A 24,834-nucleotide genomic window follows, 5' to 3' on the forward strand; every position below is an offset into this window, starting at 1 on the left:
GTTAAGGGTATAGTAAATAATTCTTACGGATTTTCAAGAATGCATTAAGGTCATTTTGCCAACTGTCTCTAATTTCCTCAGGTGTTAAGCCAGCTTGAATCTGTTCTTGCAGCTTTTTTGTTCCAGAGAGCTTGGTGAAGAAGGAGTTGAAGAATTCACTTTGGTTGGGCGCTTTCGCGTAAGCGGTAACCAAATATTCAAGATCTAGATTGCTTAATGACTTGCTCTCTTGTAAATCCATACCGTAACAAGTTTTATTTTCATGTTTTGGATATTGTGCTCCTGGATTTGATTGTGGAGTAAAGGAAAACTCGTAATCATTTTTATAATAAGGAGCTCCAAAAATTTGAAATTGTTTATCCGTACCTCTACCTACACTAACCGTTGTTCCTTCAAAAAAGCAAAGGCTAGGATATAAATTGATGGATTTGTCGTTGGGTAAATTTGGAGATGGAGCTATGGGTATTGAATACTTACTGTCATGGCTGTAATCACTCATTTTAATAATAGACAAAGGACATTGCAACTTATAATCTAACCAACCTTCACCATTGATCATTTGAGCATATTCACCAATAGTCATTCCATGTACAACCGGAATTGGATGCATGCCGACGAAACTTTGATGTTCTTTTTCTAAAATAGGTCCATCGACATAATGTCCATTGGGATTAGGCCTATCTAGAACGAATAACTTTCGATCGTTTGCTGCACAAGCTTGCATTACATAATGTAAAGTACTTATGTAGGTATAAAATCTAGCGCCTACATCTTGAATGTCAAAAATGACAAAATCCACATCGGTGATGTGTTCGTCTTTAGGTTGTTTGTTTTTTCCATAAAGCGATATAACTGGTATACCTGTTTTTGCATCAATTCCATCCTTTATGGTTGCGCCAGCATCGGCAGTTCCTCTAAACCCATGTTCTGGAGCAAACACCCTTTTTACTTTGACTCCTAGCGATAGTAAAGTGTCTACAAGATGTACATAAGTGGTGTCCTGACCTTTAATTTTTTGAACTACGCTGGTTTGATTGCCTACTACAGCAACGGTTTTGTTTATAAAGCCGCGACCCCAAATTCCAATACGATCTGCAGCAGGTTTGGGATAGGTAGGACTTATCAATGAGTCAACAGCGGTTTCAATCGCAGTGTCATTTATGGCAACGACTTTTTCTACCTTAGGTTTGCAGTTTGTAAACACTAGTAAAAGCAGTAAAACGCTATATTTGATTGCAGAAAAAGAGAGTTTGAATTTAGAATATTTCATAGCTAAAAGAATACAAAGTAGTACCGCTTATAAAAATAGTGTAAGTGCACCTATAATTAAAATTGCCATAGCAGCAATCGCAATAGGTGTAATCGTAATGTTAATTGCTATAGCCACTGGAGTTGGATTACAGAGAAAAATAAAGGAAAAAGTGAGTGCTTTTAATGGTCATGTTACCATTGCTTTATTTGACAGAAATAATTCTATCACAACAGTAAAACCTATAAGTATTCATCAAGACTTTTATCCTAAATTTAATGAAGCACCACAAGTAGAGCACATACAAGCTGTAGCCACTAAAGGTGCCATGATTCGTACTGAAAAGGATTTTGAAGGAATAATATTTAAAGGAATAGGGCTTGATTATAAATGGGAATACTTTAGTGATTTTATTATCTCGGGACAAGCTCCTGATTTAGATACTGATAAAGCATCCAAAGAAATATTGATTTCTGACGATATTGCTAGACGATTGCAACTTGAGGTAGGAGATAAAGCTCCTACATTCTTTATGAGGTCAGATAGATCTACTCCAATAGCTAAGGCGTTTGTGATTTCAGGTATATATGACAGTGGACTAGAGGAATACGATTCTAAATTTGTTCTAGGAGATTTACGTCATATTCAAAAAATCAATAAATGGAACGAGGATGAGGTAGGTAATTTTGAAGTGTTTATTGCAGATTTTGATCAATTAGATGACGTAGGTAAATTCATACAAACTAAAACGCCTTTTAACCTTAATGCAAGAACGCTCACACAGCAATTCCCAAGTATGTTCCAGTGGTTAAGTTTGTTAGATTCAAATATTTATGGGATTATAGGAATCATTCTGGTTGTAGGAATTATAAATATGATAACAGCGTTATTAGTGCTTATTTTGGATCGTACTCGTATGATAGGTGTTCTTAAATCTCTAGGCGCCAGCAATTGGACCGTGCGTAAAATTTTCTTATACAATGCTATGAACCTTGTTTTACAAGGATTGATAATAGGCAATATATTAGGAATAGGTTTAATAGCTGTTCAATATTTCTTCAGCCCGATAACTCTCGACCCACAAAATTACTACGTTACACAGGCACCTGTGTACATAAGTTGGTACCATGTCCTTTTACTAAATGCAGGAACATTTGTAGTTTGCCTGTTATCATTATTGTTGCCTAGTTACGTCGCTAGTAAGATATCACCGGTAAAAGCCATGAGATTTGAATAAGATTATCTAAATTCACACAATGGCGTTGTTCAAAAGAGATCCTTGGATTCTAGATGTTTACCGTACTTACGGCGGCGAGCATCACTTATACGTGCGTGGTAGGGCACTTGAGGATCAACCTCTTAAACACTATGAACAACAAACCTTCTATCAAACCTTACGTAACACCTGGCGCACTTTTGCTACCGATGAAATTCGCAATGCTTTAGTAGTGTTAACCTTATCAAACGGTGATAAGTTTGAAACGCGAGCCGATCATGAAGGATACTTTTTATTCAATTTAGAGGTTGATTACAATTTGCTCGATCTGGTAGATGAGTCTGGTTACTTGCCTGTCGTAGTAAGTTTTCACGAGGATAATGCCGCTTTCGCGAAAGCAAAAATTCAAAAGCGTATTGCTATCAACCGATTTAGCGGTGAGATTTTAATCCCTAAAGAAACTTCTTCTTACGGAATTATAAGTGATATCGACGATACCATCATGCATACTGGTGTGACTAGTTTTTTGAAAATGCGTGTTGCTTTCAATACTTTTTTTAAAAATTATGATAGGCGTGTGCCTTTAAAAGGTGCTGCCAGTTTGTATCAATTGCTACATCGCGGTATGGGAGGAAATGATCACAATCCTATGTTTTATTTGAGCAATAGTCCGTGGAATCTATACAAGTATCTAGAAAAGTTTTTGGATTTTCATGGATTTCCAAAAGGGCCTATTTTATTAAGAGATTTTCCTACTCCTTGGGATCGCACGCCAAAGCTTAAACGGCCACATAAAGCCCATGAATTACTTAATATCTTAAAACATTATCCCGATCTCAAATTTATCTTGATAGGCGATAGCGGCGAGCATGATGCAGATTATTATAAAGAGGTTGCTCAACAGTTCCCTGATAGAATCTTAACTATTTATTTAAGATCAGTGAAACACAGTAAGAAAATGGCGCGAGTAAAAGCCATTGCAGACTCCTTTACCATTTGTCCTATGATCCTAGTTGAAGAGTCAAATGAAGCAGTAAAACACGCTAGACAACATGGATGGATTGTATAAAATTGGTTAAAACCATTTCCAAAATTGCCACCATTTTTTTTCTCTAACTATAATTACTTCACCTAAATAGAGTTCCGGTTCTAATTCAATAACTGTCTCGCTGTGTGCCTTTATAGGTATTCTAATTGTTTTTTTATGATAACCTAAAGAAGTAATTGATAGCTCAATCGAATCTTTAGTAAAGTTCTTAGCGATAGGGATTTCGAATCTTCCAGTCGTGTCGCTTTCAATTGATAATTTTAGTTCTTCAATTTTTAAAAGAACTTTAATTGGTGTATTGGTCTCAATTTCAATTAATTTACCTTTTATTAGGATTGAATCTTGAATTATTAAGGTTCTATGCGGAACATTAATTTTTTTGGTTGAGTAGAATAGATTTTTATAATTTTTTGAGTCATCAACATAAGATGTTGCTTTAATATCAGAAGAGCCAAAAAGAAGCGTTAATATAGCTGCATATTTTGAAATGGACTGTAAATTCCTTCTCTTTGATTTAGAGATTTGATTGGTGTTTAATAAGCCACAAACGGATTCTTTTTGTTCATTAATGAGGTTGACAATTTGATTACGATCTAGTTTAGTAAAATCGTGAACATCCTTAGAACATAATGTACAATACTTGCCTTTTGTACTAGAATCCATTAGATCCCATTTCGCACTTTTACATGGTTTTTTAGTTTTAATAGATTGCATGATTGTAATTCAAAGTGTTTTATTAAAGCTAAGAACATCCCTAGTTTTTTTACTAGGAAGTTTTGAACCATTTATAAAGCGTTAACTAAGTACCTTTTTATTTTTCTTATAAAACGCATCTGCTTGTTGTTGCATAAGTTCTCGGGCTACACGTTTACGATGGTTGTATAGGGCGTCCTCCTCGGCAATATCTGCATAAACTCTATTGTTTACTTCGCGATCAGTTTGTAACAAGATGGCATGCTGTTGACGTTGTTGTGCTACCCAATTCTCCACTACTGCTAGTCGTTCTTCTAACTTTAAATCATATTCACCTCTTGGTGAGAGAAGTTTGGCTATAATAGGCGATGTTTCGATGGCTAGGAAAAGTAGAAAGATGAAAAATGAAGTAATAAAAGGTAATTGATTTAATGCTTCAATACGAGCCATAAGTCCGTCAAATTTGTCTATGATGGGTTGAGTGCTTGCGATTTGTGCTTTCTCTTGTTCTGCGAGCGTGGCCATTTGAGTTTCTAGCGCCTCAATTTTTTCTGCATTAATAGCTTTTAGGTCTGTTAATTCTGCAAGAGCTGCATCGTGTTTTTCTCGTTTTTCCTTGTAAACGGGACCTTTACCTAGCAAGTTTGTTCCTGCTCGTCCTTCTGCTTCGGCGATGTAAGTGTTGTAGAGTTCATTTACTTCACTTTCCTTATCTGTAATCTCTTGTTTTAGATCTTGGATCGCTTTCGCGAAAGCGGATTCCTCAACCTCATATAAGGCAGCGACTTGCTCCTGATTTTCTAGTGTCATCGCGTTTTTTTCTTCTAGCAAGACTTGATCAATTTCTTTTTCAAAGATTTTAAGTTCAAGCGGTTTTGAAATCACCATAGCGATTATAATGGCCAATAATATACGTGGTGTTGCCTGCCATATTTCATTAATTTTTTTATCACTTTTCTTTAGGGTAGAAACAATGTATCTATCCAAGTTGAAGATGAGTAAGCCCCAAATAAAGCCAAAAAAGCCCGCAATCCAGTAATTATCAAAAACGGTAAAGAGCGCATAACTCGCAGCAAAAAATGCCATAAGAGCGGTAAAGAAAACGGTGGCACCTATACCGGCGTATTTGTTACGTTCACCAGCTGTACACTGGTCTAGGAGATCGGCATCGGCGCCGCTGCAGAATATGAAAAAGGATTGCATAAAAAAAAGCGTTTACAAGTTGAGGTTATCTTATAAACGCTTGAAATTGTGGAATGTTACATGAAGTAATTTTAATAGATAAATTGTATATCAATTTTAATTATTAATAATAACGATCTATTTGAAATCATTTAATCCTTTTTTTTGTGTTTTCAACGGTGATTAAATAATTATGATTCTATTAACTTTAACATAAGGTATAGCAAATGTATATTGCAATGCCTTAAAATTATAATTCTTCCCTATGAAACAAATTACTCTATTAATATTTTTATTCATATTTAACTTAATCGTTGCACAAGTTGGAATAAACACATCAACACCCGACCCATTGTCTTCACTTGACATTAATGGTGGTGATTCTGGAGTTTTAATTAATCGTGTAGCCTTAACAGGCGCAGATGATATAACTACGATATCCGGACTAGGTGTTGCCCAAGAAGGAATGTTGGTTTACAATACATCTACCGCTAATACGGGTGGGAATGCTGTTCTTCCAGGATTTTATTATTGGACCGGTTCTAGCTGGTGTCAAGTTGGTAAAACTGACGTATCCGATACTGGCTGGGTAGCACTGAATGATAGAGACTATACAACTAATTTAAGTTTTGTTAATTCGCCAGATTTAACTGATTTTTCTAATTTTTCAAATATAGATTTAGATTTTTCTAATGCTTTAGATACTGCGATTGACTCTTACGCTCCTAATGGTTACGGTTATACGGATTTTTATGATGATACGAATTCCCGATTAACCTCTGTTGGATTAGGAGACATGATTTTGTTAAGATTACAATTTGATGCTACACCTAATCAAAATAACGGTGTCATTGTAGTACAAATAGATATTGGACCTGATGATATTCCTGGTAACGGAAATGATATAGTCATTTTTCAAAAATCCATTCCTCTTGTTAGAGGTGGTGGACGAGTAACAAACGTTAGTGAAACAATTTTTCTTTATCAGTTAGCTACATTTGTTGCAAACGGAGGAAAAATTAGGATGGCTTATACTCGATCTAATAATACATCTGGAAATAGTTGTGACGTAAATAATTTTGGTTTAGTCATTACTAAGCTTTAATGACTATTTTGTTATTGTATTTCGTCAACTAGTATGCTAATAGAATAAACTTATTTTCCAGTCACATAATTGTAATGAATCTATTCAATCTCCATTAATACTCTTTATTATTCGTAGCAGGTGGCGGTGGTGGTAAGTTGGGCCATGGCTGGGCATTTGCTTTTTGAGCTTTGGTTAGTTTATTGTAGATAGCCTTATATTTTTCCACTTCCTTTAATTTAACTATTGGGTATTCAGCGTTACCGTTTTCAGTAGCTAGTTTATTTTTTGCATTGATTTCTTTTGCCCACAAATTGTATTTTACCAAGTCTTCATAATCTGGCGCCGGTGGCGGTGGTGGCGGTAAATCCTTTGGATCTATTTGTTCAATTCTTTTGTTTTTAATGTCAATGACATTACCATCTCTGTCATATAATTTACCGTCATTATCTTTGGTTGTATAGTAATGTATTTTGTTATCTACTTTAATATAACCTGATTTAGTCAATGGCGGCGGTGGCGGCGGTGGTGGCAATAGTTTCTTATTATCATTCGTTTCCAGGATTTTTATAGACATGATTCCATTGCTGTCTGGACTTATTTCAACACCATTTTGACCTACTTTTTCAATGATGGAAATCGCATTATCTGCATCTATTTGATCATTTCTTAAGTAATAGTTGAGTTCTTCTTTATGTTGATTTATGTATTCTATCGCACTTAGATTGCCTAACTCCTCAGTCACTTCTTTTTCTTCAATGATTTCTTTAGACACTGTATATCCTTGTTTTTCAAAATCCTGTAGTTCTCCGAATTTGTTATAAATGTTTATTTGATCATCATTGATTTTATAGAGATAGTCTTCATTATCTATTTTTAGATAGCCTTCTGTGGTGTTAGCATCTACGACAATTATCTTTTTGTTTTGTTCAGGTACTTCTACTTCTTCAATTACTTGCTCAACTTCCTGAAATTTAGTTTCCTCTTTTCCACAGCTGATTATTAAAATAGCAAGTACTGGAATTAAGGCAACTGATTTAATGAATAAGCTGGTGTTAGATGTTTTAGTTTTCATAATGCGGAATCTTTTTTTAATGATTGGGAAGTTAAAGGTGTTAGCTAGTGAGGTATAATGACTATGCTGGCTATAATTCAAAAGTGTTTCTTGGTATTCTGTGGTGTCTACACCTTGGTCCAATACAGCTTTATCGGCAAGAAACTCATGATTTAATTTTATAGAGTATCGTAAAAGGTATAAAACGGGATTGAACCATAGAAGAATTAATAACAGTTCGATCATCAAAACATCTATGGAATGACGTTGGTCCAAATGTACTTTTTCATGTTCTAAAACGAGTTCAGGTATTTGATCGTTAGCATACTGATTTTTAGATACAAATATTCTATTGATAAAAGAATGTGGGACTGTAAATGCATGACGAAGTATTAATTGATAGTTATTGTAAGATTTAATCTCATCTTCGTTTTCAACCCTAAATCTGATGATGTTTTTTACAAATCGCCATGACATGATGAGAATTCCAACTGCATAAACAGATAATAGAACTGCGGTCCAATCGAAGGTTTCAGTTGGTTGCTCATTATGTAAATCTGTTATTGGTTGCTCTACTAGAAAAGCAGATGCACGATCAACTGAAACAACGACTGTGTTTACAACTACAAATGGAATTAACAAAGAGAAAATTGTTGCTAAAAGCAAGTAATATCTTTTAACATGATGCCATGAACTGTTTTCAAGAGTAAGTTTGTAAAACAACCATAGTACAAATAAAGAAGCAGTGCTATTGATAAGGTAATGTTCCATAACTATTTCTTTTTAATTTGACTATCTATAATATCCCGTAGTTCCTGTAATTCTTCCTGGCTTAGATTCGTCTCTTTTGTAAAAAAAGAGGCAAACTGTGAAGCGCTGTCATTAAAGAAATTCTTAATCAAGCCATTTACATGTTTAGAGAAATAATCACTTTTTTTAATTAGTGGATAATATTGACGACTACGACCAAAAAGCTTGAAACCTACAAAACCTTTATCGGTCATTCGTTTTAATAAGGTAGCAACGGTTGTTGTTGCTGGTTTAGGCTCTGGATAGTTTTCTAATAAATCTTTCATATAGGCTTTGTCAAGTTCCCATAGATGATTCATTAGTTCTTCTTCACTTTTTGACAGTTTCATGTTCTACATAATTAGAATTAACTCTACAAATGTAGAAATAAATTTTAATTCTACAAGTGTAGAAGTATGTTTTATGAAATTAGTGACAAATTTTACCAGGTTGTGATTAAATCGAATTTCATTGTCGATGTAATACGTATTCTACGAAGTCGATATTAATAATATATAATTCAGTAATAATTAACTATAGAGCTAGGCTTGCCTCAATATCAAGCTCTTGTCTTATAGGATGCCGTTCCTTTGAGAGATAGAAGAAAAATTGTAATGCACTTATTATCGATAAACGACCTAATTTTTGTTAAAAAAGATTACCCATCGTTAAATTAATTATAATTTGAATTATTCTTGCGGTCGAATTCATTATTTTTTTAATTAACTCAAATTCAATTGTAATGAATAAAATTATTTTTCTGTTTTTTCTACTGTTGGTTAGTATAGCTCACTCACAAGTAGGTATAAATACTAATTCTCCAGACCCTAGTGCGATGCTGGATATAGATTCAGTTGATAAAGGTCTTCTCACACCTAGAATGACTACTGCCCAACGGGATGCTATTACAAGTCCAGCAACGGGATTATTAGTTTTTGATACTGATTTAAATGCTTTCCAGTATTTTGACGGTACTGTTTGGGTTTCTTTAGGTTCAAAGCAATTAAGGGATAATTACAAATTGGTAAAAAGTATTGACGACCTGTCGGATGAATTGATAGCTGGTGGTGGTACTAAGTATCTTCTTAATACTAATTTTCTTTACGAAATTAATGGTGCGATATTGGTTGACTTTCCTATTGATTTGAACGGAGCCTATGTAGAAGGAGTAGATTCATCTGAAGATATTTTGATTAATGTTTCTAGCGGTAGTCTATTTGAAGGTACTAAGGGTGGTGGATTGCGTAATTTAACACTTTCAGGCTCTTTACCAGCTGGAACAAAAACACAAATATTTGATATCAATGCAACTGCTGGAGAATTATTACTTATTAACAATACTATTGTTGCCAATGCCAGTAAGGTTGGGACATTAAACGGTTTGAGTACGGTGTTTTTTAGCGTAACACAGTATCTTGATAACGATGATGGATTTACTATCAATAATATTACTAACTTCTTTGTAAGTAATATTTTCTGGACACAATCAAATACAGGTACATTCATGGAGCTTACAGGTTCTTTTAGCAATTTACAAATGAATGGTGGTCGTATAGAGTCCAACGGAACTGAGATTGGAATTGATGTAAGCACAAATCCTACCATTGTAAACGATGCCACATTATCTCAACTAAGTTTTGTAGGTGATGGACAATTTGTTGATGGATATACTACAGGTTCTTATACGGGATTTAGCTTCACAAAAGACTGGAATGTAAATTGTTCTGGTATACCCTTTGAGTCCGATCAGGTAGCAACAGGAAACATTTATTATAGTGGTACGTTAACGACAGGTTATTCACAGACTATATCTAGTGGTGCTCCTGTACAAATTAAAAATGCTACTGATTTTGTGGCAACCGACCTTTTTAGATTTAGAGCCGAGGATAATAATAATGACCTGATTTATGAAGGTAAAAAAAGAAGAAATGTTCAGGTAAATGTTTCGCTTAGCATTCGTGTTACTAGTGCTACGAATGATTTCTACGCCTTTGCGATTGCAAAAAACGGTAGTATCGTTTTAGAAACTAATAGTGTGGTTCAAATTGCTAACGATGCTCAAATTCAAAATGTTGCTTTGAATGGGATATTAACTCTTGAGCCAGACGATAGGATCGAGATTTTCGCTGATAGGTTGACCGGTTCAGGAAATGATACACTCGTTGTCTTTTCAGAGAACATTAGTGTACGATAAATAGTTTCAAATATTTCGCTTTCGCGAAAGCGTTAATAAAAAAATCCCATTCAGTGAGTGAATGGGATTTTTAATGCAATTATATGTGATTTATTTACTCATCGTTGCAAAGTGTTTATAAAAATGTGGGATTGTTTCGATCCCTTTTAAATAATTCCAAATACCAAAATGCTCATTAGGTGAGTGGATAGCATCACTGTCTAATCCAAATCCCATAAGAATAGATTTGCTATTTAATTCTTTTTCAAATAAAGCTACGATAGGTATAGATCCACCACTGCGTTGTGGTATAGGAGTTTTGCCAAAAGTATCCTCATAGGCTTTACTAGCTGCTTGGTATCCTATACTATCAATTGGGGTAACATAGGCAGTACCACCGTGATGAGGTGAAACTTTAACTTTTACACTTTTAGGAGCAATACTTTCAAAGTGTTTTTGAAAAAGATCGGTGATTTCCTTCCAATCTTGATCTGGGACTAGTCGCATTGAAATTTTTGCATAGGCCTTGCTTGCAATGACAGTTTTTGCACCTTCACCAGTATAGCCACCCCAAATACCATTCACATCTAGAGTAGGACGTATGCTATTACGTTCGTTTGTAGTGTATCCTTTTTCACCGTGTTCCTGTGCTATGTCTAGGGCTTTATTGTAGTCCTCTTGTGAAAAAGGAGCTTTGGCCATTTCGGCACGTTCTTCCTTACTTAATTCTTCGACCTTATCATAAAATCCAGGTATAGTAATGTGGTTGTTCTCATCATGCAATTGTGCTATCATATCGCACAAAATGTTGATAGGATTTGCTACTGCACCACCATAAAGGCCAGAATGTAAATCACGATTAGGTCCCGTAACTTCTACTTCTACATAACTTAATCCTCTTAGACCTGTAGTGATACTAGGAACTTCTTTTGATATCATACCTGTGTCAGAGATTAAAATGACATCATTGGCTAGTTTTTCCCTGTTGTTTTCTAAAAACCAACCTAGAGATTCACTTCCTACCTCTTCTTCACCTTCAATCATAAATTTCACATTACAAGGCAACTCGTTATTTGCAGTAAGATATTCAAGCGCCTTTACATGCATGTACATTTGCCCTTTATCATCGCAAGCACCACGAGCAAAAATTGCTCCTTCTGGATGAAGCTCAGTTTTTTTAATTACCGGTTCAAATGGCGGACTGTCCCAAAGATTAATAGGATCTGGTGGTTGTACGTCATAATGACCGTAAACCAAAACAGTAGGAAGATCTGGATTTATTATTTTTTCTCCATAGACGATTGGGTATCCTGGGGTTTCACAAATTTCTACTAGATCACAACCAGCATCCTCAAGCGACTTTTTGATATGTTCACTAGTTTTTATCACGTCATTCTTATAAGCAGGATCAGCACTAATGGACGGAATTTTAAGTAGTTCAATCAATTCATTTATGAATCTATCCTTGTGTTTTTCTATATAAGGTTTAGTGTTCATGTGTTGTTGTTTTAGGTAAAGATAAGGAAGAGGTAAAATATTTATCTGAAAGAATTTGTAATATGTGAAAAGTTAGTATATTTGCCGTCCCGTAAGGGTACTATCAGTAATGCGGATGTGGTGGAACTGGTAGACACGCTAGACTTAGGATCTAGTGCCGCAAGGTGTGCAGGTTCGATTCCTGTCATCCGCACAAAAGAAAAGCTCGCTTTAAGCGGGCTTTTTTTATGTAAAATATCTGCTGTTGCAGTTTTAATTTCATCTAGTTTTCAATATATCTTATAGTAAATCACCAATTATTGGCTACTGAATAATTGGCTTGATTTATGTATATGTAAGTTTGTAAAATTCTTACTACTAATCTATGGGATTATAAATTGTTTAATAATTAACATTATAAATTAAACAAAATACTATCTTTAGATAAAATTAATTGAACTGGAGTTTTAAAACTCACTGGAATTAAAACGTATGAAAAACAAAGAACTTGAGGTTGATGAGTTGATTACTAATGATAATCTACTTAACAATTTAACCTTTGATGAAATAGGAGATGATCACTTATTTACTGGAATGGAAACACCTATGAAAGCTGATGCTTTTGTGATGAGTGATGATGAGAAAAAGGATAAGATTGCCAATTTGTTTTCTCAAATTATGGATGTCATGGGTCTTGATCTTACTGATGATTCACTCAAAGGAACACCTAGAAGAGTGGCCAAAATGTATATAGACGAGATTTTTTCAGGTCTTAATCCTGCAAATAAACCTAAAATCGCCTTATTCGATAATAAGTATCGATACAATCAAATGTTGGTTGAAAAGAATATTACTTTTTATTCCAACTGTGAACATCATTTTGTTCCAATTATAGGAAAAGCTCATGTGGCCTATATTTCATCTGGCAGGGTGATAGGTTTGTCAAAACTTAATCGAATTGTACAGTATTATGCAAAGCGTCCACAGGTTCAAGAAAGATTGACAAATCAAATAGGTACAGATCTACAAGAGATTCTGAATACAGAAGATGTTGCAGTTGTGATAGATGCTAAACATTTGTGTGTTTCTTCTCGAGGAGTTAAGGATGATACGTCGTCTACCGTTACTGCCTTTTATGGAGGCAAATTTAATGATGATGAAAAAATAAGACAGCTCCAAAATTACATTTACAATCAATAAAATAATTGAGTCGTTAATAATATAAACTTCCCTTTACCGAGGGAAGTTTTTTTTATGACTTTGTTTTAAAGTATTCTCTAGCTTTTGAATATAAAAATTTATTGGTGCGAGCACCGTATAATGCCAGAGCACAAACGATAAGTATAAAGGTAAACGCTCCAATAATAGCAGTGTACGGATTTAATGTTTTACCTATCAATTGATGCAATCCAAAACCAGTAAAAGACCCGTAAATAATTATAAAATGGATAACGTATATAGAAAGAGTCTTTTGCCCAATTATCAAAAGCTTAGAATCTTTAAAAAACCTTTCGAGCGCATAAAAAGTACCGAAAAGAATAAAAACATTTCCTAATCTAGTAATAAGGTAATTGTAGTAGGCGACCGATTTAAATAGCTCAATGTCAGTTGTGCGGTATAGTATCATTAAAAACCAGCTAGAGTGATAGATCAATAAAATACCTACTACAAAAAATCCGATAATTAATACGGACTTGAACTTTTCTTTCAAATGATATTTATAAAAAATGGAGGCAATAAAACTACCTATGGACATATATCCTAACCAAGGCAAAATGGTAAAGATGCTACCATTATTTTTTGATAAATAATTGGCTATAAAAACTGGCAGCTGGCTGGTATCTAATTCTCTATAATATGGTTCTAGTAGAAAGATGCTTACACCCAGAATAAATTGAATAAGGGAAAAAACAAGAGAATTTTTAAGAACTAGATAATAACATCCTACAGTAATAATAAGTGATAGACCTATACACTGTAAAACATCTACTCGTAAAAAATTGGTGCCTAGTCTTCCATCTAGCCAGGTAAATAAAGAGATGCGTAAAGAGTAGCCAATTCCTATTAAAAGTAAACCTCTATAAAACCCTTTTTTTATGCGTTCATTCGATATTCCTTGTTTTTTAGATTTTAACAAAAGGAATGAAAATATTAATCCTGAGATAGTGAAAAAGGTAGGCGCGGTTATTCCTCTAAAATAATTCCATATCTCGTAAAAAAAGTTGCCTTGTACATGAAATTCTGGCGCCAGTAAGGTAGAGATAAAATGCCCTTGTAACATCATTAAAATAGCAAATGCTCTTACTGCATCAATAAAGAATATTCTTTTAGGATTCACCGATTAGTTTAATAGTTGATGTATAGCAAAATTAATGATAAACATTAACTCCAAAGTACTGTCTAGAATATTCAATGTTTTAAAGGTGTTGTAATCGGTGGAATAAAATATAGAAATGGATTCAATTCAAAATAGCCGTAAAACAAAAAAGCCTCTCCTTTTGGAAAAGCTTCTCACAAAGTGTTTTCACACTTTCTGTCTTCAAATTGAAGACCACACAACTTGATTTGTTTTCTTTTAAAAAGAAAAGCGGTCTGGACGGGATTCGAACCCGCGACCCCATGCGTGACAGGCATGTATTCTAACCAGCTGAACTACCAGACCGTGTTCTAAAGAACTTTGCTATTGCAGCTTTCTGCTTTAGCGGTTGCAAATATATACTCATTTTTAGTTTTGCACAAACAATTTTTTACTTTTTTCAATTAATTTATTTTTTAACCTTAAGATAGCATTCTAAACAGCTTTGTTTAAAGGTGATTAGATACTTTTACGCTATGATAAAATTATTAGCTACAGATATAGATGGGACTCTTTTGAATGATAATCGAGAGGTTTCATCTTCAACTATAAAGGCATTTAAAGATCTTCATATTCCTAAAATTTTGATATCTGCACGCATGCCTCAAGCCATGACTCACCTACAAGAAGATTTAAAAATTACAGATCATCCCATGATTTGTTACAATGGAGCGCTTGTAATCTCAAAGGATCAGTCAATTGTGGATATAACGATACCTTTTAATACCATTTCTGATTTTGTCGAAATTGCCAGAACACATAATTTACATTGTAGTATTTATAGAGGTAAGGAGTGGTTTGTTCCTGAGTTGGATTTCTGGGCAAATAGAGAAATCAATAATACAAAGGTAGAGCCAGTTGTTCAGGATTACGGGCGTACTTTAGAATATTTCAATCAGACTAGACATAAAGGTGGTGCTCATAAAATAATGTTGATGGGTGACGAGGAGTTTATGGATCTCGCTTTCGCGAAAGCGGAATCTAAAAAATTACCCGTACACTTATACAGATCAAAAAACACGTATACCGAAATAACACCAAATGGAATTTCCAAAATAGAAGCATTGAAGGAGCTTTTAAAGCACGATTTTTCCAACATAACTGTTGAGCAGGTTGTTGCTTTTGGAGATAATTACAACGACGTTACCATGATTAAAGAAGTTGGTTATGGGATAGCGGTTGATAACGCAAGAGACAAGGTGAAAGAGGTTGCTGTCGAAGTTACTGACCATCATAAACAAGATGGTGTTGCAAATTGGTTAATAAAAAATTCTCGTTTGTTCAAATAAAAAAAGCGGCCTCACACATGGTGAAGACCGCCTTTTCATATAGGTTGTGCAATCAATTACTATTCGATTACTATAATATCATTAGTAGATAATTGTGCTGCGCTCATTACTTCTTGATAATTGGTTACATCAACAGTACCAGCTAATTCCACAGGTAAAATTACAATCCTGAATGTCTGATTTTGTAAGTCTGCAGGAGCAAGCTGCGACAAATCGGTCGTTGCAGGAGCGTCAATAAACAACTCTACGTCACCGTTTGTTGCATCATAATTATATTGAAACTCACCAAAATCAGTATACAATACTTGTGGTAGTAATCGCCATACATCAACAGTGCCGCCGTTATTTCCTGGAACTTCATCCCACAATAAATACGTAAGTACCATGTCATCTGGGAAAGTTTGAATGTTATTTGGGAAAGGAATTAGTTGTGCATATTCTGGTGCAAAAAAGTCAGTTGTAACTTCGAATGACTGGGCTGTTATATTAACTCCATCTAATCCATCAAAACCCGGTGGACCTTGTGGTCCTTCACATGCTGCAAATGTTACTGCTGCAATTACTAAAAGTATTATTTTTTTCATGGTAAAAGTTTCTTATCTTTCTTCAATAAGCGTGCCTAAAAATGAAAAATCTAATATTTCTTTTACTTGTTTGTGTTTTTAATATCAATTTTTCCATCTCACAAAGTGAAGCTGACAGCTTGTACGAGGCAGGTGAATTTAAAAAAGCAATTCCCTTATACCAGGTAAAAGAAGATGCTGATTCTGCTTATAAATTGGGGCGTATATACCAGCAACTAGGAAATAGAGAGCAAGCTGTTTTTTACCTTTCTCAGTCTATTTTAAGAGACTCTAAACACGTTCAAGCGCAATTTCAATTGGGGAAAATAGAATTGTCAAATAATCCAGCAAGAGCCTTCACTCTTTTTTTAAACTTGACAGAACGTTTTCCAGAAAATGCTACTTATTTCTATTACCTAGGAAAAGCGCAACAAGAATTAGGTGTCGAGGAAAAAGCTACCGAATCATTTAAAACGTCTATTGCTTTAAATGAAGATTATCTAAATAGTTACTATGCACTTATAGCCTCTTATATTAAAACACGTAATGAAATGTATGCCATTAAATATGCTCGAGAGGTATTAAAAAAACATCCTGAGAATAATAAAGCAAGGTTATATCTAGCTCAGGCTTTTTACAATAGTAAGCTGTATGATAATGCAGTTGATGAACTTGAATTATTAATTCAAAATGGTAAGGTTACAGACTATACGACACGAACTATTGGTATTGCTTATTTTGAATCGCAACAATATGAAAAATCAATAGAGTGGCTCAAAAAATATATCGAAATGTTTGAAAAGGAAAGTGCTTTATCTTACTTCTATTTATCTAAGGCATATTCTAGAATGGAAAACTGGGAAATAGCCCATGAAATGATAGATAGATCTATTGAAATTCGTAGACCGGCCTTGTCAAATGAGTTTTTACAAAAGGCTACCATTTACAGAGGTCAGCGCAATGAAAAAGAGGCTTTTAATTTTATAAAGAAGGCTTATCAAGAAAATAAAAACGATGATCTTGTACATTACCAATTAGTCATCGCCGCAGATGAATATTTCAAAGACAAAAAAACAATTATCAAATACTACGAGAACTTCATAAAAGCACACCCAAAAAGCTCATTTAAAGAAATGGCACAAGCCAGATTGAGCGATTTGAGAAAGATAGATTTTATGGAGGCTAAGGAATAGTAAACTAATTGTAAATTAGCACTATGATTTACAGGTTGTCCTTACTTGTGTTATTGATAGTTCTTTCGAGTTCTTGTATGAATGAGCAAGAAAGGCAACAACGTGCTTCAAAAATCGCACAACAACAGTTTGAAAAAGTAGATCTATCAAAACTTGATCAATATCCTTTATTTCCTAATTGTGATGAAATGTTAGATAATAAAGAATGTTTTTCTCGTGAACTGCATTCCCTTATTTATAAAAAGCTTGCGTCGTCAACAAACAAGATCGAGCTTATTAAACAGGATAGTATATCAATTTCTATAACGGTAACGAAAGAAGGTAACATCAAATATGATAGTCTAGTTACACATGCTCATCATGTAAATAGTGATCAAATCACCTTATTTCTATCAGAAGCATTAACCGAATTACCTCGTATCAATAGCGCCTTAAAAAAAGATATTCCAGTTTCATCAAGTTTTATTGTGCCAGTAGTGTTTGAACCTATTGAGGGTGAGTATTAAGAGATCGTCCTCGCCATGTAATTTTAAATAAACTCTTATAGGTTATTAATAAAACCAAAAACGGATAGGTAAAGTACACCGGTAGTAGCCACTTCCATTCTTTGTGACCTTTAAAATGATGATCGTAGATAAAGTTTGAGATGTAATCAGCTATTAGTTTCAGAAAATATATCGTTAGGAAAAGCTCTATTGAGATTAATTGCATCCATAAGAGAAATGGGGCTAATATAAACAACACACTCATGAACAATACTTGTACAGCAACAAGTTTATTCAGTATACTGCTGGTATGAGTTCCTTTTTGTGCCCATCTTGCACGTTGATTAATAGTGTTGTGAAGGGTCTGTACTGGTTCTGTGAAGACTAAGGCATCTTTATCTTTAATAAAATAACATCTTGCACTATCAACTTCACAACATTTCTCTAGTAGGAATATATCATCGCCACTAGAAATATGGTTATTTCCAGCATATCCATTTACTTGATAAAAAACTTCCTTGGTAAAGCTCATATTAGCTCCATTTGCAAGGAAAGGTTTTTTCCATCCATACGCACCTATTCCTGTTAATTGAAGGGCTTTCATTTCTAGTCTTTGCAACTGTTCATTCAGCGTATTTTTAGATCTGATTTCAACTGGGCCACTTACAAAATGAGCCTCAGGATAACTGTCGTAGAACTGTTTGTAAGATTGTAACCAATTTTTATGAGGAGTACAGTCTGCATCAATCGTTACTATATGTGAGAATTTACTTTTTGCTATTCCTTGTTCAATACAGTCCTTTTTACCGCTTGCTGATTGTTTTACGCGATTTAAATTAATCATATTTAATCGGGAAGAGAATTTATTGATAATAGATTCACTATGGTCTGTGGATTCATCATTAATAAAAATAAATTCTACGTCTAGACGATCTTTATTTAAATCAACTAAGGCGTTAAGGAGCTTCAATAGGTTTCCAGCTTCGTTACGGTAACAAATTAGCACACTAAAGCCAGTAGGTGGATTTAACTTTAATTTTTTGTGATTGAAATACCTTTCTGGCCGATAGGAGTGTGCCTCGAGAGAAAGACTTGTTATTATAAAAAAGTATCCTAAAACTACGACCAAGATTAGAACGATCATGCTTGTGCTAGTTTAAATGATTTAAAAGGTAATAAGGCACAACCGAGTAAAGTAGGTATAGCCGTATTAGTAAACCAAACTATAGTACTAGCGATTAATATTACCTCTTCTTGTTGTAATGTAGATTCAAAAACGATACTCGCAACCGTATACCTTACAGGAAGATCTAATAATTGTAAAACGGGAACAACAGAGACTAGTAGGTAGTAAAGGCCTATTTTTAACATTACATCAATGAGTTCAAAATCATAATTAAGCGCCCATAATACTATTATCCAATTACTTGCAAAAACTAAATATCTTAACAAGGAATAGCCTATAGTGATTACCAGCTGTGTTTGAGGAATGGTGCTAATTTGCAATTTTTTATCTATAAATCTTACAGAGAATAATCCTATTATGAGTATGCTTAAGACGAGTAAAATGAAATAAATATCTTGCTTGTCATTTATGCTTGATAGGGTAATTATTGATGCAATTCCAAACGTAGAGGTGACAACCATTTGACTAAAATTGGCCCAAAACACTTTGCTAACCACGTTTTTTCTATGTGCTTTGGAAAAAAAAAGTGATTTGAGTGCAAACTCTCCCAACCTAAAAGGAGTGATAAAACTTGCTGCTTGACTGGTTAAGTTTTGTAGTACGCTTTCGCGAAAGCGTAATTCATAAAACTCTTTTACAAGGTATTGCCACTTGCGACTCTCGATAAGCCAACTAATTAAGCTTATTGCAATCATAAGAATAATCCAACTTATCATTTCCAGACTTATGGAGTCTATAAACCATTTAAAATTCATGGAGCGGTCCTTCCATGTAAAGTAGATCCATACAATACTTATTAAAAAGACAGCCGTTTTTAAAAGGATGCTTAGTAATTGTTTAGTTTTGTAGGATAAGGAGATCATGATCGCAAATTACGACAAAACCGAGAAGATAATATTAGGGATTGACCCAGGAACTGCTATAATGGGTTTTGGAGTGATAAAGGTGGTGGGAAACAAGATGAGTTTTGTTCAAATGAACGAGCTTGATATGCGGAAAATAAAGGATCCTTATATCAAGCTAAGAAAAATATTTGAGCGCACGATCGAACTTATTGATACCTTCAATCCAGATGAAATAGCGCTAGAAGCACCATTCTTCGGTAAAAACGTTCAATCAATGCTCAAACTAGGTAGAGCTCAAGGCGTAGCTATGGCTGCAGGTTTATCTAGAGATATTCCTGTTGTAGAATATGCTCCATTACGTATTAAACAGGCTATTACAGGAAGAGGTCAGGCTAGTAAAGAACAAGTGGCTCGCATGTTGCAAAGTCTTCTGGGATTAAAGGAACTTCCTAAAAATTTAGACAGTACTGATGGGCTGGCAGCAGCCGTTTGTCATTTCTATAATAGTGGAAAACCCCAAGTAAGCAAGAGTTATTCTGGTTGGGCTTCTTTTGTGAAGCAAAATGAAAAACGCATCAAGAAATGAGATACCTAACAGCTTTATTTTTCTTAATTTCTACAATTGCATTAGCTCAGAATGATCAAATTCAGGATGCATTAAAGAAATACAATGATGACACTGTGCCCTATATTACAGTTGACACATTATCCAACAATTTGAGCGATTATATCCTTTTAGATACGAGAACACGTGCGGAATTTGAAGTGAGTCACTTACCGAATGCGATTTGGGTAGGTCAATTTTTTAAATCTTCACGAATTGAGAATTTAGATAAATCTCAAAAGGTGGTAGTTTATTGTTCAATAGGGGTAAGGTCAGAGAATTACGGTGAAAAACTCCTAGAACAAGGGTTTAAGACCGTCTATAATTTGCAAGGAGGCTTGTTTACGTGGTTTGATACTGGTTATAAAGTTGTGGATTTAAATGGGAACACTACCCATAAAGTTCATACATACAGCAAGAAATGGTCGGATTATATTAAGAATGGGGATAAGGTGTATTAGTCTATTTTTACCTTTAACTTATATAATTCACCAGGACTATTTGCTTCTTCATCTCCTAGTTTGATACTTACCGCTTCACTTGTAAGATAGTAAATGTCGTATTTCTCATTAGAGTCGTAATAGGTTATAGCTTCAACTTGTGCTCCTTCTAAAGGTAGGTTGTATCTATCCAAAATCGTATAGCCTTTTTGATCTATTTTAATGAATGTAACAAACGCCTCTAAATTTGAATTATAACCGCAAAGGGTAATTGTGCCTTGATTGTTGGTAGTAGCACCCGTAATAAGACCATTGATAGCTAAAGTATGAGTTGCTTTTAATGATGACGAGGTAACCTCAAGCGGTACGTTGTAAACATTTGTAGTAAAGTTTTTCCAATCTTTGGAAAACAAGAGCAATTTGTCTTGAACATATACGATTGCTTCTGCATCAAAAGGATGCTGTTGATTTCTTATGCTAAAATCGTTTTGATCTATATATTCAATATGTAGATTATCAGAAACAGCTTCGCTATTTTCTATATCAGATATGTTTATCTGATAAATGGTAAGGTCTTTTCTGTTACCAGCATTGTTACCTATATCTGCAATATATACGTGGTTTTCAGAGTTAGAAATGTCTTCCCAATCATAATTGTTTATGTTTTGGTAGGTGGTTTTATTGAGAATCCGACCAGTAGTGTCAATTTTAAAAAGTGACGGTGTATCACCCGAATCGTTATGGGTATACAGTTGTTTGTTATGAGCTATTATACCTGAACTTTCATTGATGGATGAAGGTAAAATTCCTATAGTAGTAAATATATACCTTGTGCCATTCTCATGAGAGTAAGAGCTGGAAGTATGTACTTTTGAGCAATTACAAATCAGTGTGAGAGTAATAATTAGGAATAATTTCTTCATGATATAAAGATAATTGTAAAGCACAAAAAAACCGCTTAGATTACTAAGCGGTTTTGATTGTATAAAGATCTCTTTAATTAAGAAAGAGAAACTCTTTTAAATCCTACTACTTCAGCACCTTTAGATTCCACGTACTGAGCAACAGTCTTTTTGTCATCCATGATAAAATCTTGGTCTAGAAGAGCTTGCTCCTTGTCAAGAGTTGAATTGTCTGAAATGTAACGATCGATCTTTCCAGGAATAATTCTATCCCAAATAGCCTCAGGCTTGCCTTCTGCAGCAAGTTCGTCTTCAAAACGTTTCTTAGCAGCAGCGATAGCATCGTCAGTAAGTTGTGCTCTAGAAATAAATTCTGGAACATTTTTTTGTGGCTTACCTAAACGACCTAATTCAATATTATCTTTTTCTATAGCAGCAATACGAGCTTCAGTTTCTGCCTTTACAAACTCAGGATCAAAATCCTTGTAAGATAAAGTAGTAGCACCCATTGAAGCTACCTGCATTGATACGTTTTTAGCAACTTCTTCTTTGTTATCGCTATTTGTAGAAAGACCAGTTACAGCACCAATTTTCCCACCATGAACATAAGAACCGATAAATGGAGCTTCAAAAACTTCAAAGCTGCCTATTTCGATTTTTTCACCGATTACACCAGTTTGTTCGATAAGCTTTTCTTCAACACTCATTCCATCAAAATCTGCTTTAAGAAACTCGTCTTTAGAGTTGTAATTTAAAGCGATATCAACGAATTGATTAGCTAGTTCTTTGTATGAATCGTTCTTTGCAACAAAGTCAGTTTCACAGTTTAAAGAAATAAGAACAGCTCTATTGTTATCATCATTAACTTTAGCAACAACAAGTCCTTCAGAAGAATCACGGTCTGCACGCTTTGCAGCTACTTTTTGACCTTTTTTTCTAAGGATTTCAATTGCTTTATCAAAGTCACCTTCGGCTTCAACAAGGGCCTTTTTACAGTCCATCATTCCAGCTCCGGTAGCTTTTCTTAACTTACCTACGTCTGCAGCACTAATTTTAGACATGATTGTGTGTTTTTAAATGTTTATTCTTCTTCTTCGTTTGAAGCTTCTTTTTTAGCAGCTTTTGGAGATGGTTGCTCTGCGTTCTTCTCCTTTTTGCGATCTTCTAAACCAGCTTTGATAGCATCGGCAGCAGCTTTAACAACTATATCTACAGATTTTGATGCATCATCGTTTGCAGGAATAACGTAATCGATATTACGTGGATTTGCATTAGTATCAACCATTGCAAAAATTGGAATTCCTAATTTAAGAGCTTCTTTTACTGCGATGTGTTCACGTACTGTGTCAACAATAAATAAAGCAGCAGGCATACGAGTCATGTCTACAATAGAACCTAAGTTCTTTTCTAGCTTATCACGCATACGGTCTACTTGTAAACGCTCTTTTTTAGATAATGTCTCATAGCGACCATCTTTTTTCATGCGGTCTACAAGAGCCATTTTCTTAACGGCTTTTCTAATAGTTACAAAGTTAGTAAGCATTCCACCTGGCCATCTTTCTGTGATGTAAGGCATGTTTGCTTCACCAGCATGCTTTGCAACGATATCTTTAGCTTGCTTTTTAGTAGCAACAAAAAGAACTTTACGACCAGATGCAGCGATCTTACGCAATGCTTCACATGCTTCATCTAGCTTTGCAGCTGTTTTGTAAAGGTTAATGATGTGGATACCATTACGCTCCATGTAGATGTACGGAGCCATGTTTGGGTCCCACTTACGGGTAAGGTGTCCAAAGTGTACACCAGCGTCAAGTAACGACTTGACTTCAACTTGATTTGCCATATTAATTTAGTTTACGTTCTGTCAGATAGCAATGAACTAGTGGTCTTGAAAATGAATCAATCGCCTATTTCATTTAGATGCTAAACTACGCTCTGGTGGCAACCAGGCTTGACAGCAAATTATTGAAAATAAAAAAAGAACAAATCCCACTTGAAAAACAAGTGGGATGAGTATTTGTTGATTAACGTTTAGAGAACTGGAATTTCTTTCTTGCTTTCTTCTGACCGAATTTCTTACGTTCTACCATTCTTGGGTCACGAGTAAGAAGTCCTTCAGGTTTAAGCGCAGTTCTATTTTCTGCATCTATTTCTACAAGTGCTCTTGAAATAGCTAGACGAACAGCTTCTGCTTGTCCAGTGATTCCACCACCATTTACATTTACGTTTACATCGTATTTGTCAACGTTCTCTGTAAGAGAAAATGGTTGCTTTACCTTGTACTGTAAAGGTGCAGTGGTAAAGTATGCATTTAATTCTTTGTTGTTAACAGTGATGTTACCAGAACCTTCATTAAGGTAAACTCTCGCAACAGCTGTTTTTCTTCTACCTATTTTGTGTAACGTATCCATATTACTTTACCTCGTTAAGATTAATAGTTTTAGGTTGCTGAGCTTCATGACCGTGCTCTGCACCAGAATATACTTTAAGGTTGCGGAAAATCGCACTACCTAATTTATTTTTAGGTAACATACCTTTTATCGCCTTCTCTACTACACGACTTGGATCTTTATCATAAAGTTCCTGTGCAGTTAAAGAGCGCTGTCCACCTGGATATCCAGTGTGTCTAATGTAAGTCTTCTGGCTCCATTTGTTACCGCTTAACTTTACTTTGTCTGCGTTTATGATAATCACGTTATCACCGCAATCTACGTGAGGAGTAAAGTCTGTCTTGTATTTTCCTCTTAAAAACTTTGCAGCAATTGACGACATACGTCCTAATGGCTGGTCTGCCGCATCTATAAGTACCCATTCTTTATTGACTGTAGCACTGTTTGCTGATATCGTTTTGTAACTTAAAGTATTCACTATGAAACTGTTTTAATTCTCTATTACGATTTTTTCTAACTAAAATCGGAGTGCAAAAGTAATATTTATATTTAGATTGACAAGCAGCTCTTTAAAATATTTTTACTAATTCTTATCTTTTATTGCACTTTGCCTTTGA

25 protein-coding genes and 2 tRNA genes are annotated in these 24,834 nt (G+C 34.7%); 11 read left to right on the top strand and 16 right to left on the bottom strand.

The window, feature by feature from the left end; translation table 11 throughout:
• Position 1 precedes the first annotated feature (1 nt).
• A complete protein-coding gene (locus BST91_RS00275) occupies positions 2-1,270 on the bottom strand; it encodes an exo-beta-N-acetylmuramidase NamZ family protein (protein WP_085774074.1) in 1,269 nt (422 codons plus the stop codon).
• Here BST91_RS00275 and BST91_RS00280 point away from each other — a divergent pair.
• Both BST91_RS00280 and BST91_RS00285 read left to right on the top strand, forming a co-directional pair.
• Positions 1,251-2,486 (top strand): ABC transporter permease, encoded by a 1,236-nt coding sequence (locus tag BST91_RS00280; protein ID WP_085775649.1) that lies wholly within the window; start codon positions 1,251-1,253, stop codon positions 2,484-2,486. The genes BST91_RS00275 and BST91_RS00280 overlap by 20 nt on opposite strands.
• A 19-nt stretch (positions 2,487-2,505) precedes the next feature.
• The gene (locus BST91_RS00285; protein ID WP_085774075.1) at positions 2,506-3,534 is read left to right on the top strand and encodes an App1 family protein; all 1,029 of its coding nucleotides are present in this window, start codon (positions 2,506-2,508) and stop codon (positions 3,532-3,534) included.
• A gap of 6 nt (positions 3,535-3,540) precedes the next feature.
• Here the strand turns inward: BST91_RS00285 and BST91_RS00290 are convergent, their stop codons facing one another.
• Both BST91_RS00290 and BST91_RS00295 read right to left on the bottom strand, forming a co-directional pair.
• Complete coding sequence (locus tag BST91_RS00290) at positions 3,541-4,227, bottom strand: hypothetical protein (protein ID WP_085774076.1); 687 nt, start codon at positions 4,225-4,227, stop codon at positions 3,541-3,543.
• 81 nt (positions 4,228-4,308) lie between these two features.
• Positions 4,309-5,409, bottom strand: coding sequence for a DUF4407 domain-containing protein (locus tag BST91_RS00295; protein ID WP_085774077.1), 1,101 nt, complete (start codon positions 5,407-5,409; stop codon positions 4,309-4,311).
• 244 nt (positions 5,410-5,653) lie between these two features.
• On the opposite strand from BST91_RS00295, the gene BST91_RS00300 reads away from it, so the two are divergent.
• Positions 5,654-6,493, top strand: coding sequence for a hypothetical protein (locus tag BST91_RS00300; protein WP_085774078.1), 840 nt, complete (start codon positions 5,654-5,656; stop codon positions 6,491-6,493).
• Positions 6,494-6,587: 94 nt separating this feature from the next.
• Here the strand turns inward: BST91_RS00300 and BST91_RS00305 are convergent, their stop codons facing one another.
• Positions 6,588-8,297, bottom strand: coding sequence for a M56 family metallopeptidase (locus BST91_RS00305; RefSeq protein ID WP_085774079.1), 1,710 nt, complete (start codon positions 8,295-8,297; stop codon positions 6,588-6,590).
• Positions 8,298-8,299: 2 nt separating this feature from the next.
• Entirely contained in the window at positions 8,300-8,665 is a 366-nt protein-coding gene (locus BST91_RS00310; RefSeq protein WP_042277225.1) for a BlaI/MecI/CopY family transcriptional regulator, read from the bottom strand.
• Positions 8,666-9,057: 392 nt separating this feature from the next.
• On the opposite strand from BST91_RS00310, the gene BST91_RS00315 reads away from it, so the two are divergent.
• Entirely contained in the window at positions 9,058-10,509 is a 1,452-nt protein-coding gene (locus tag BST91_RS00315) for a cell wall anchor protein (protein WP_085774080.1), read from the top strand.
• Positions 10,510-10,599: 90 nt separating this feature from the next.
• Here the strand turns inward: BST91_RS00315 and BST91_RS00320 are convergent, their stop codons facing one another.
• Positions 10,600-11,985, bottom strand: coding sequence for a dipeptidase (locus BST91_RS00320; protein ID WP_085774081.1), 1,386 nt, complete (start codon positions 11,983-11,985; stop codon positions 10,600-10,602).
• A gap of 111 nt (positions 11,986-12,096) precedes the next feature.
• Between BST91_RS00320 and BST91_RS00325 the strand changes: the two genes are divergently transcribed.
• A tRNA-Leu gene (locus BST91_RS00325) sits at positions 12,097-12,178 on the top strand.
• 278 nt (positions 12,179-12,456) lie between these two features.
• Positions 12,457-13,164 (top strand): GTP cyclohydrolase I FolE, encoded by a 708-nt coding sequence (folE, locus tag BST91_RS00330; protein WP_085774082.1) that lies wholly within the window; start codon positions 12,457-12,459, stop codon positions 13,162-13,164.
• Positions 13,165-13,216: 52 nt separating this feature from the next.
• On the opposite strand, the gene BST91_RS00335 is transcribed toward folE, so the two are convergent.
• Positions 13,217-14,302, bottom strand: coding sequence for a heparan-alpha-glucosaminide N-acetyltransferase domain-containing protein (locus BST91_RS00335; protein WP_085774083.1), 1,086 nt, complete (start codon positions 14,300-14,302; stop codon positions 13,217-13,219).
• A gap of 250 nt (positions 14,303-14,552) precedes the next feature.
• Positions 14,553-14,626, bottom strand: a tRNA-Asp gene (locus BST91_RS00340).
• Positions 14,627-14,796: 170 nt separating this feature from the next.
• On the opposite strand from BST91_RS00340, the gene BST91_RS00345 reads away from it, so the two are divergent.
• Positions 14,797-15,609, top strand: coding sequence for a Cof-type HAD-IIB family hydrolase (locus BST91_RS00345; RefSeq protein ID WP_085774084.1), 813 nt, complete (start codon positions 14,797-14,799; stop codon positions 15,607-15,609).
• Positions 15,610-15,668: 59 nt separating this feature from the next.
• Here the strand turns inward: BST91_RS00345 and BST91_RS00350 are convergent, their stop codons facing one another.
• A complete protein-coding gene (locus BST91_RS00350) occupies positions 15,669-16,193 on the bottom strand; it encodes a dihydrolipoamide dehydrogenase (protein ID WP_085774085.1) in 525 nt (174 codons plus the stop codon).
• Positions 16,194-16,234: 41 nt separating this feature from the next.
• On the opposite strand from BST91_RS00350, the gene BST91_RS00355 reads away from it, so the two are divergent.
• A complete protein-coding gene (locus BST91_RS00355; protein WP_085774086.1) occupies positions 16,235-17,365 on the top strand; it encodes a tetratricopeptide repeat protein in 1,131 nt (376 codons plus the stop codon).
• Positions 17,366-17,388: 23 nt separating this feature from the next.
• Positions 17,389-17,871, top strand: a complete 483-nt coding sequence (locus BST91_RS00360) for a hypothetical protein (protein ID WP_157546860.1) — start codon at positions 17,389-17,391, stop codon at positions 17,869-17,871.
• Here BST91_RS00360 and BST91_RS00365 read toward each other — a convergent pair.
• Both BST91_RS00365 and BST91_RS00370 read right to left on the bottom strand, forming a co-directional pair.
• Positions 17,852-18,994 carry a glycosyltransferase gene (locus BST91_RS00365; protein ID WP_085774088.1) on the bottom strand — a complete coding sequence of 381 codons (1,143 nt, stop codon included), beginning with the start codon at positions 18,992-18,994 and terminating at the stop codon, positions 17,852-17,854. The two genes, BST91_RS00360 and BST91_RS00365, sit on opposite strands and share 20 nt — an antisense overlap.
• Entirely contained in the window at positions 18,991-19,899 is a 909-nt protein-coding gene (locus BST91_RS00370; protein ID WP_042275974.1) for a lysylphosphatidylglycerol synthase domain-containing protein, read from the bottom strand. The genes BST91_RS00365 and BST91_RS00370 overlap by 4 nt, the downstream gene beginning before the upstream one ends.
• On the opposite strand from BST91_RS00370, the gene ruvC reads away from it, so the two are divergent.
• Together ruvC and BST91_RS00380 are read left to right on the top strand one after the other, a co-directional pair.
• Positions 19,898-20,467, top strand: coding sequence for a crossover junction endodeoxyribonuclease RuvC (ruvC, locus tag BST91_RS00375; RefSeq protein WP_042275971.1), 570 nt, complete (start codon positions 19,898-19,900; stop codon positions 20,465-20,467). The two genes, BST91_RS00370 and ruvC, sit on opposite strands and share 2 nt — an antisense overlap.
• Entirely contained in the window at positions 20,464-20,946 is a 483-nt protein-coding gene (locus BST91_RS00380) for a rhodanese-like domain-containing protein (RefSeq protein ID WP_085774089.1), read from the top strand. Before ruvC ends, BST91_RS00380 begins: the two co-directional genes overlap by 4 nt.
• Here BST91_RS00380 and BST91_RS00385 read toward each other — a convergent pair.
• The 5 genes from BST91_RS00385 to rplM form a co-directional block, all read right to left on the bottom strand.
• Positions 20,943-21,848 (bottom strand): hypothetical protein, encoded by a 906-nt coding sequence (locus tag BST91_RS00385; protein WP_085774090.1) that lies wholly within the window; start codon positions 21,846-21,848, stop codon positions 20,943-20,945. The two genes, BST91_RS00380 and BST91_RS00385, sit on opposite strands and share 4 nt — an antisense overlap.
• A 77-nt stretch (positions 21,849-21,925) precedes the next feature.
• The gene (tsf, locus tag BST91_RS00390) at positions 21,926-22,888 is read right to left on the bottom strand and encodes a translation elongation factor Ts (protein ID WP_085774091.1); all 963 of its coding nucleotides are present in this window, start codon (positions 22,886-22,888) and stop codon (positions 21,926-21,928) included.
• Between the two features lie 20 nt (positions 22,889-22,908).
• A complete protein-coding gene (gene rpsB / locus BST91_RS00395; RefSeq protein WP_042275960.1) occupies positions 22,909-23,670 on the bottom strand; it encodes a 30S ribosomal protein S2 in 762 nt (253 codons plus the stop codon).
• A 181-nt stretch (positions 23,671-23,851) separates the two neighbouring features.
• Positions 23,852-24,238, bottom strand: a complete 387-nt coding sequence (gene rpsI / locus BST91_RS00400) for a 30S ribosomal protein S9 (RefSeq protein WP_042275957.1) — start codon at positions 24,236-24,238, stop codon at positions 23,852-23,854.
• Between the two features lies 1 nt (position 24,239).
• The gene (rplM, locus tag BST91_RS00405; protein WP_042275954.1) at positions 24,240-24,695 is read right to left on the bottom strand and encodes a 50S ribosomal protein L13; all 456 of its coding nucleotides are present in this window, start codon (positions 24,693-24,695) and stop codon (positions 24,240-24,242) included.
• Positions 24,696-24,834 lie beyond the last annotated feature (139 nt).

This window comes from Nonlabens tegetincola (assembly GCF_002117085.1).
Taxonomy (GTDB): Bacteria; Bacteroidota; Bacteroidia; order Flavobacteriales; family Flavobacteriaceae; genus Nonlabens; species Nonlabens tegetincola.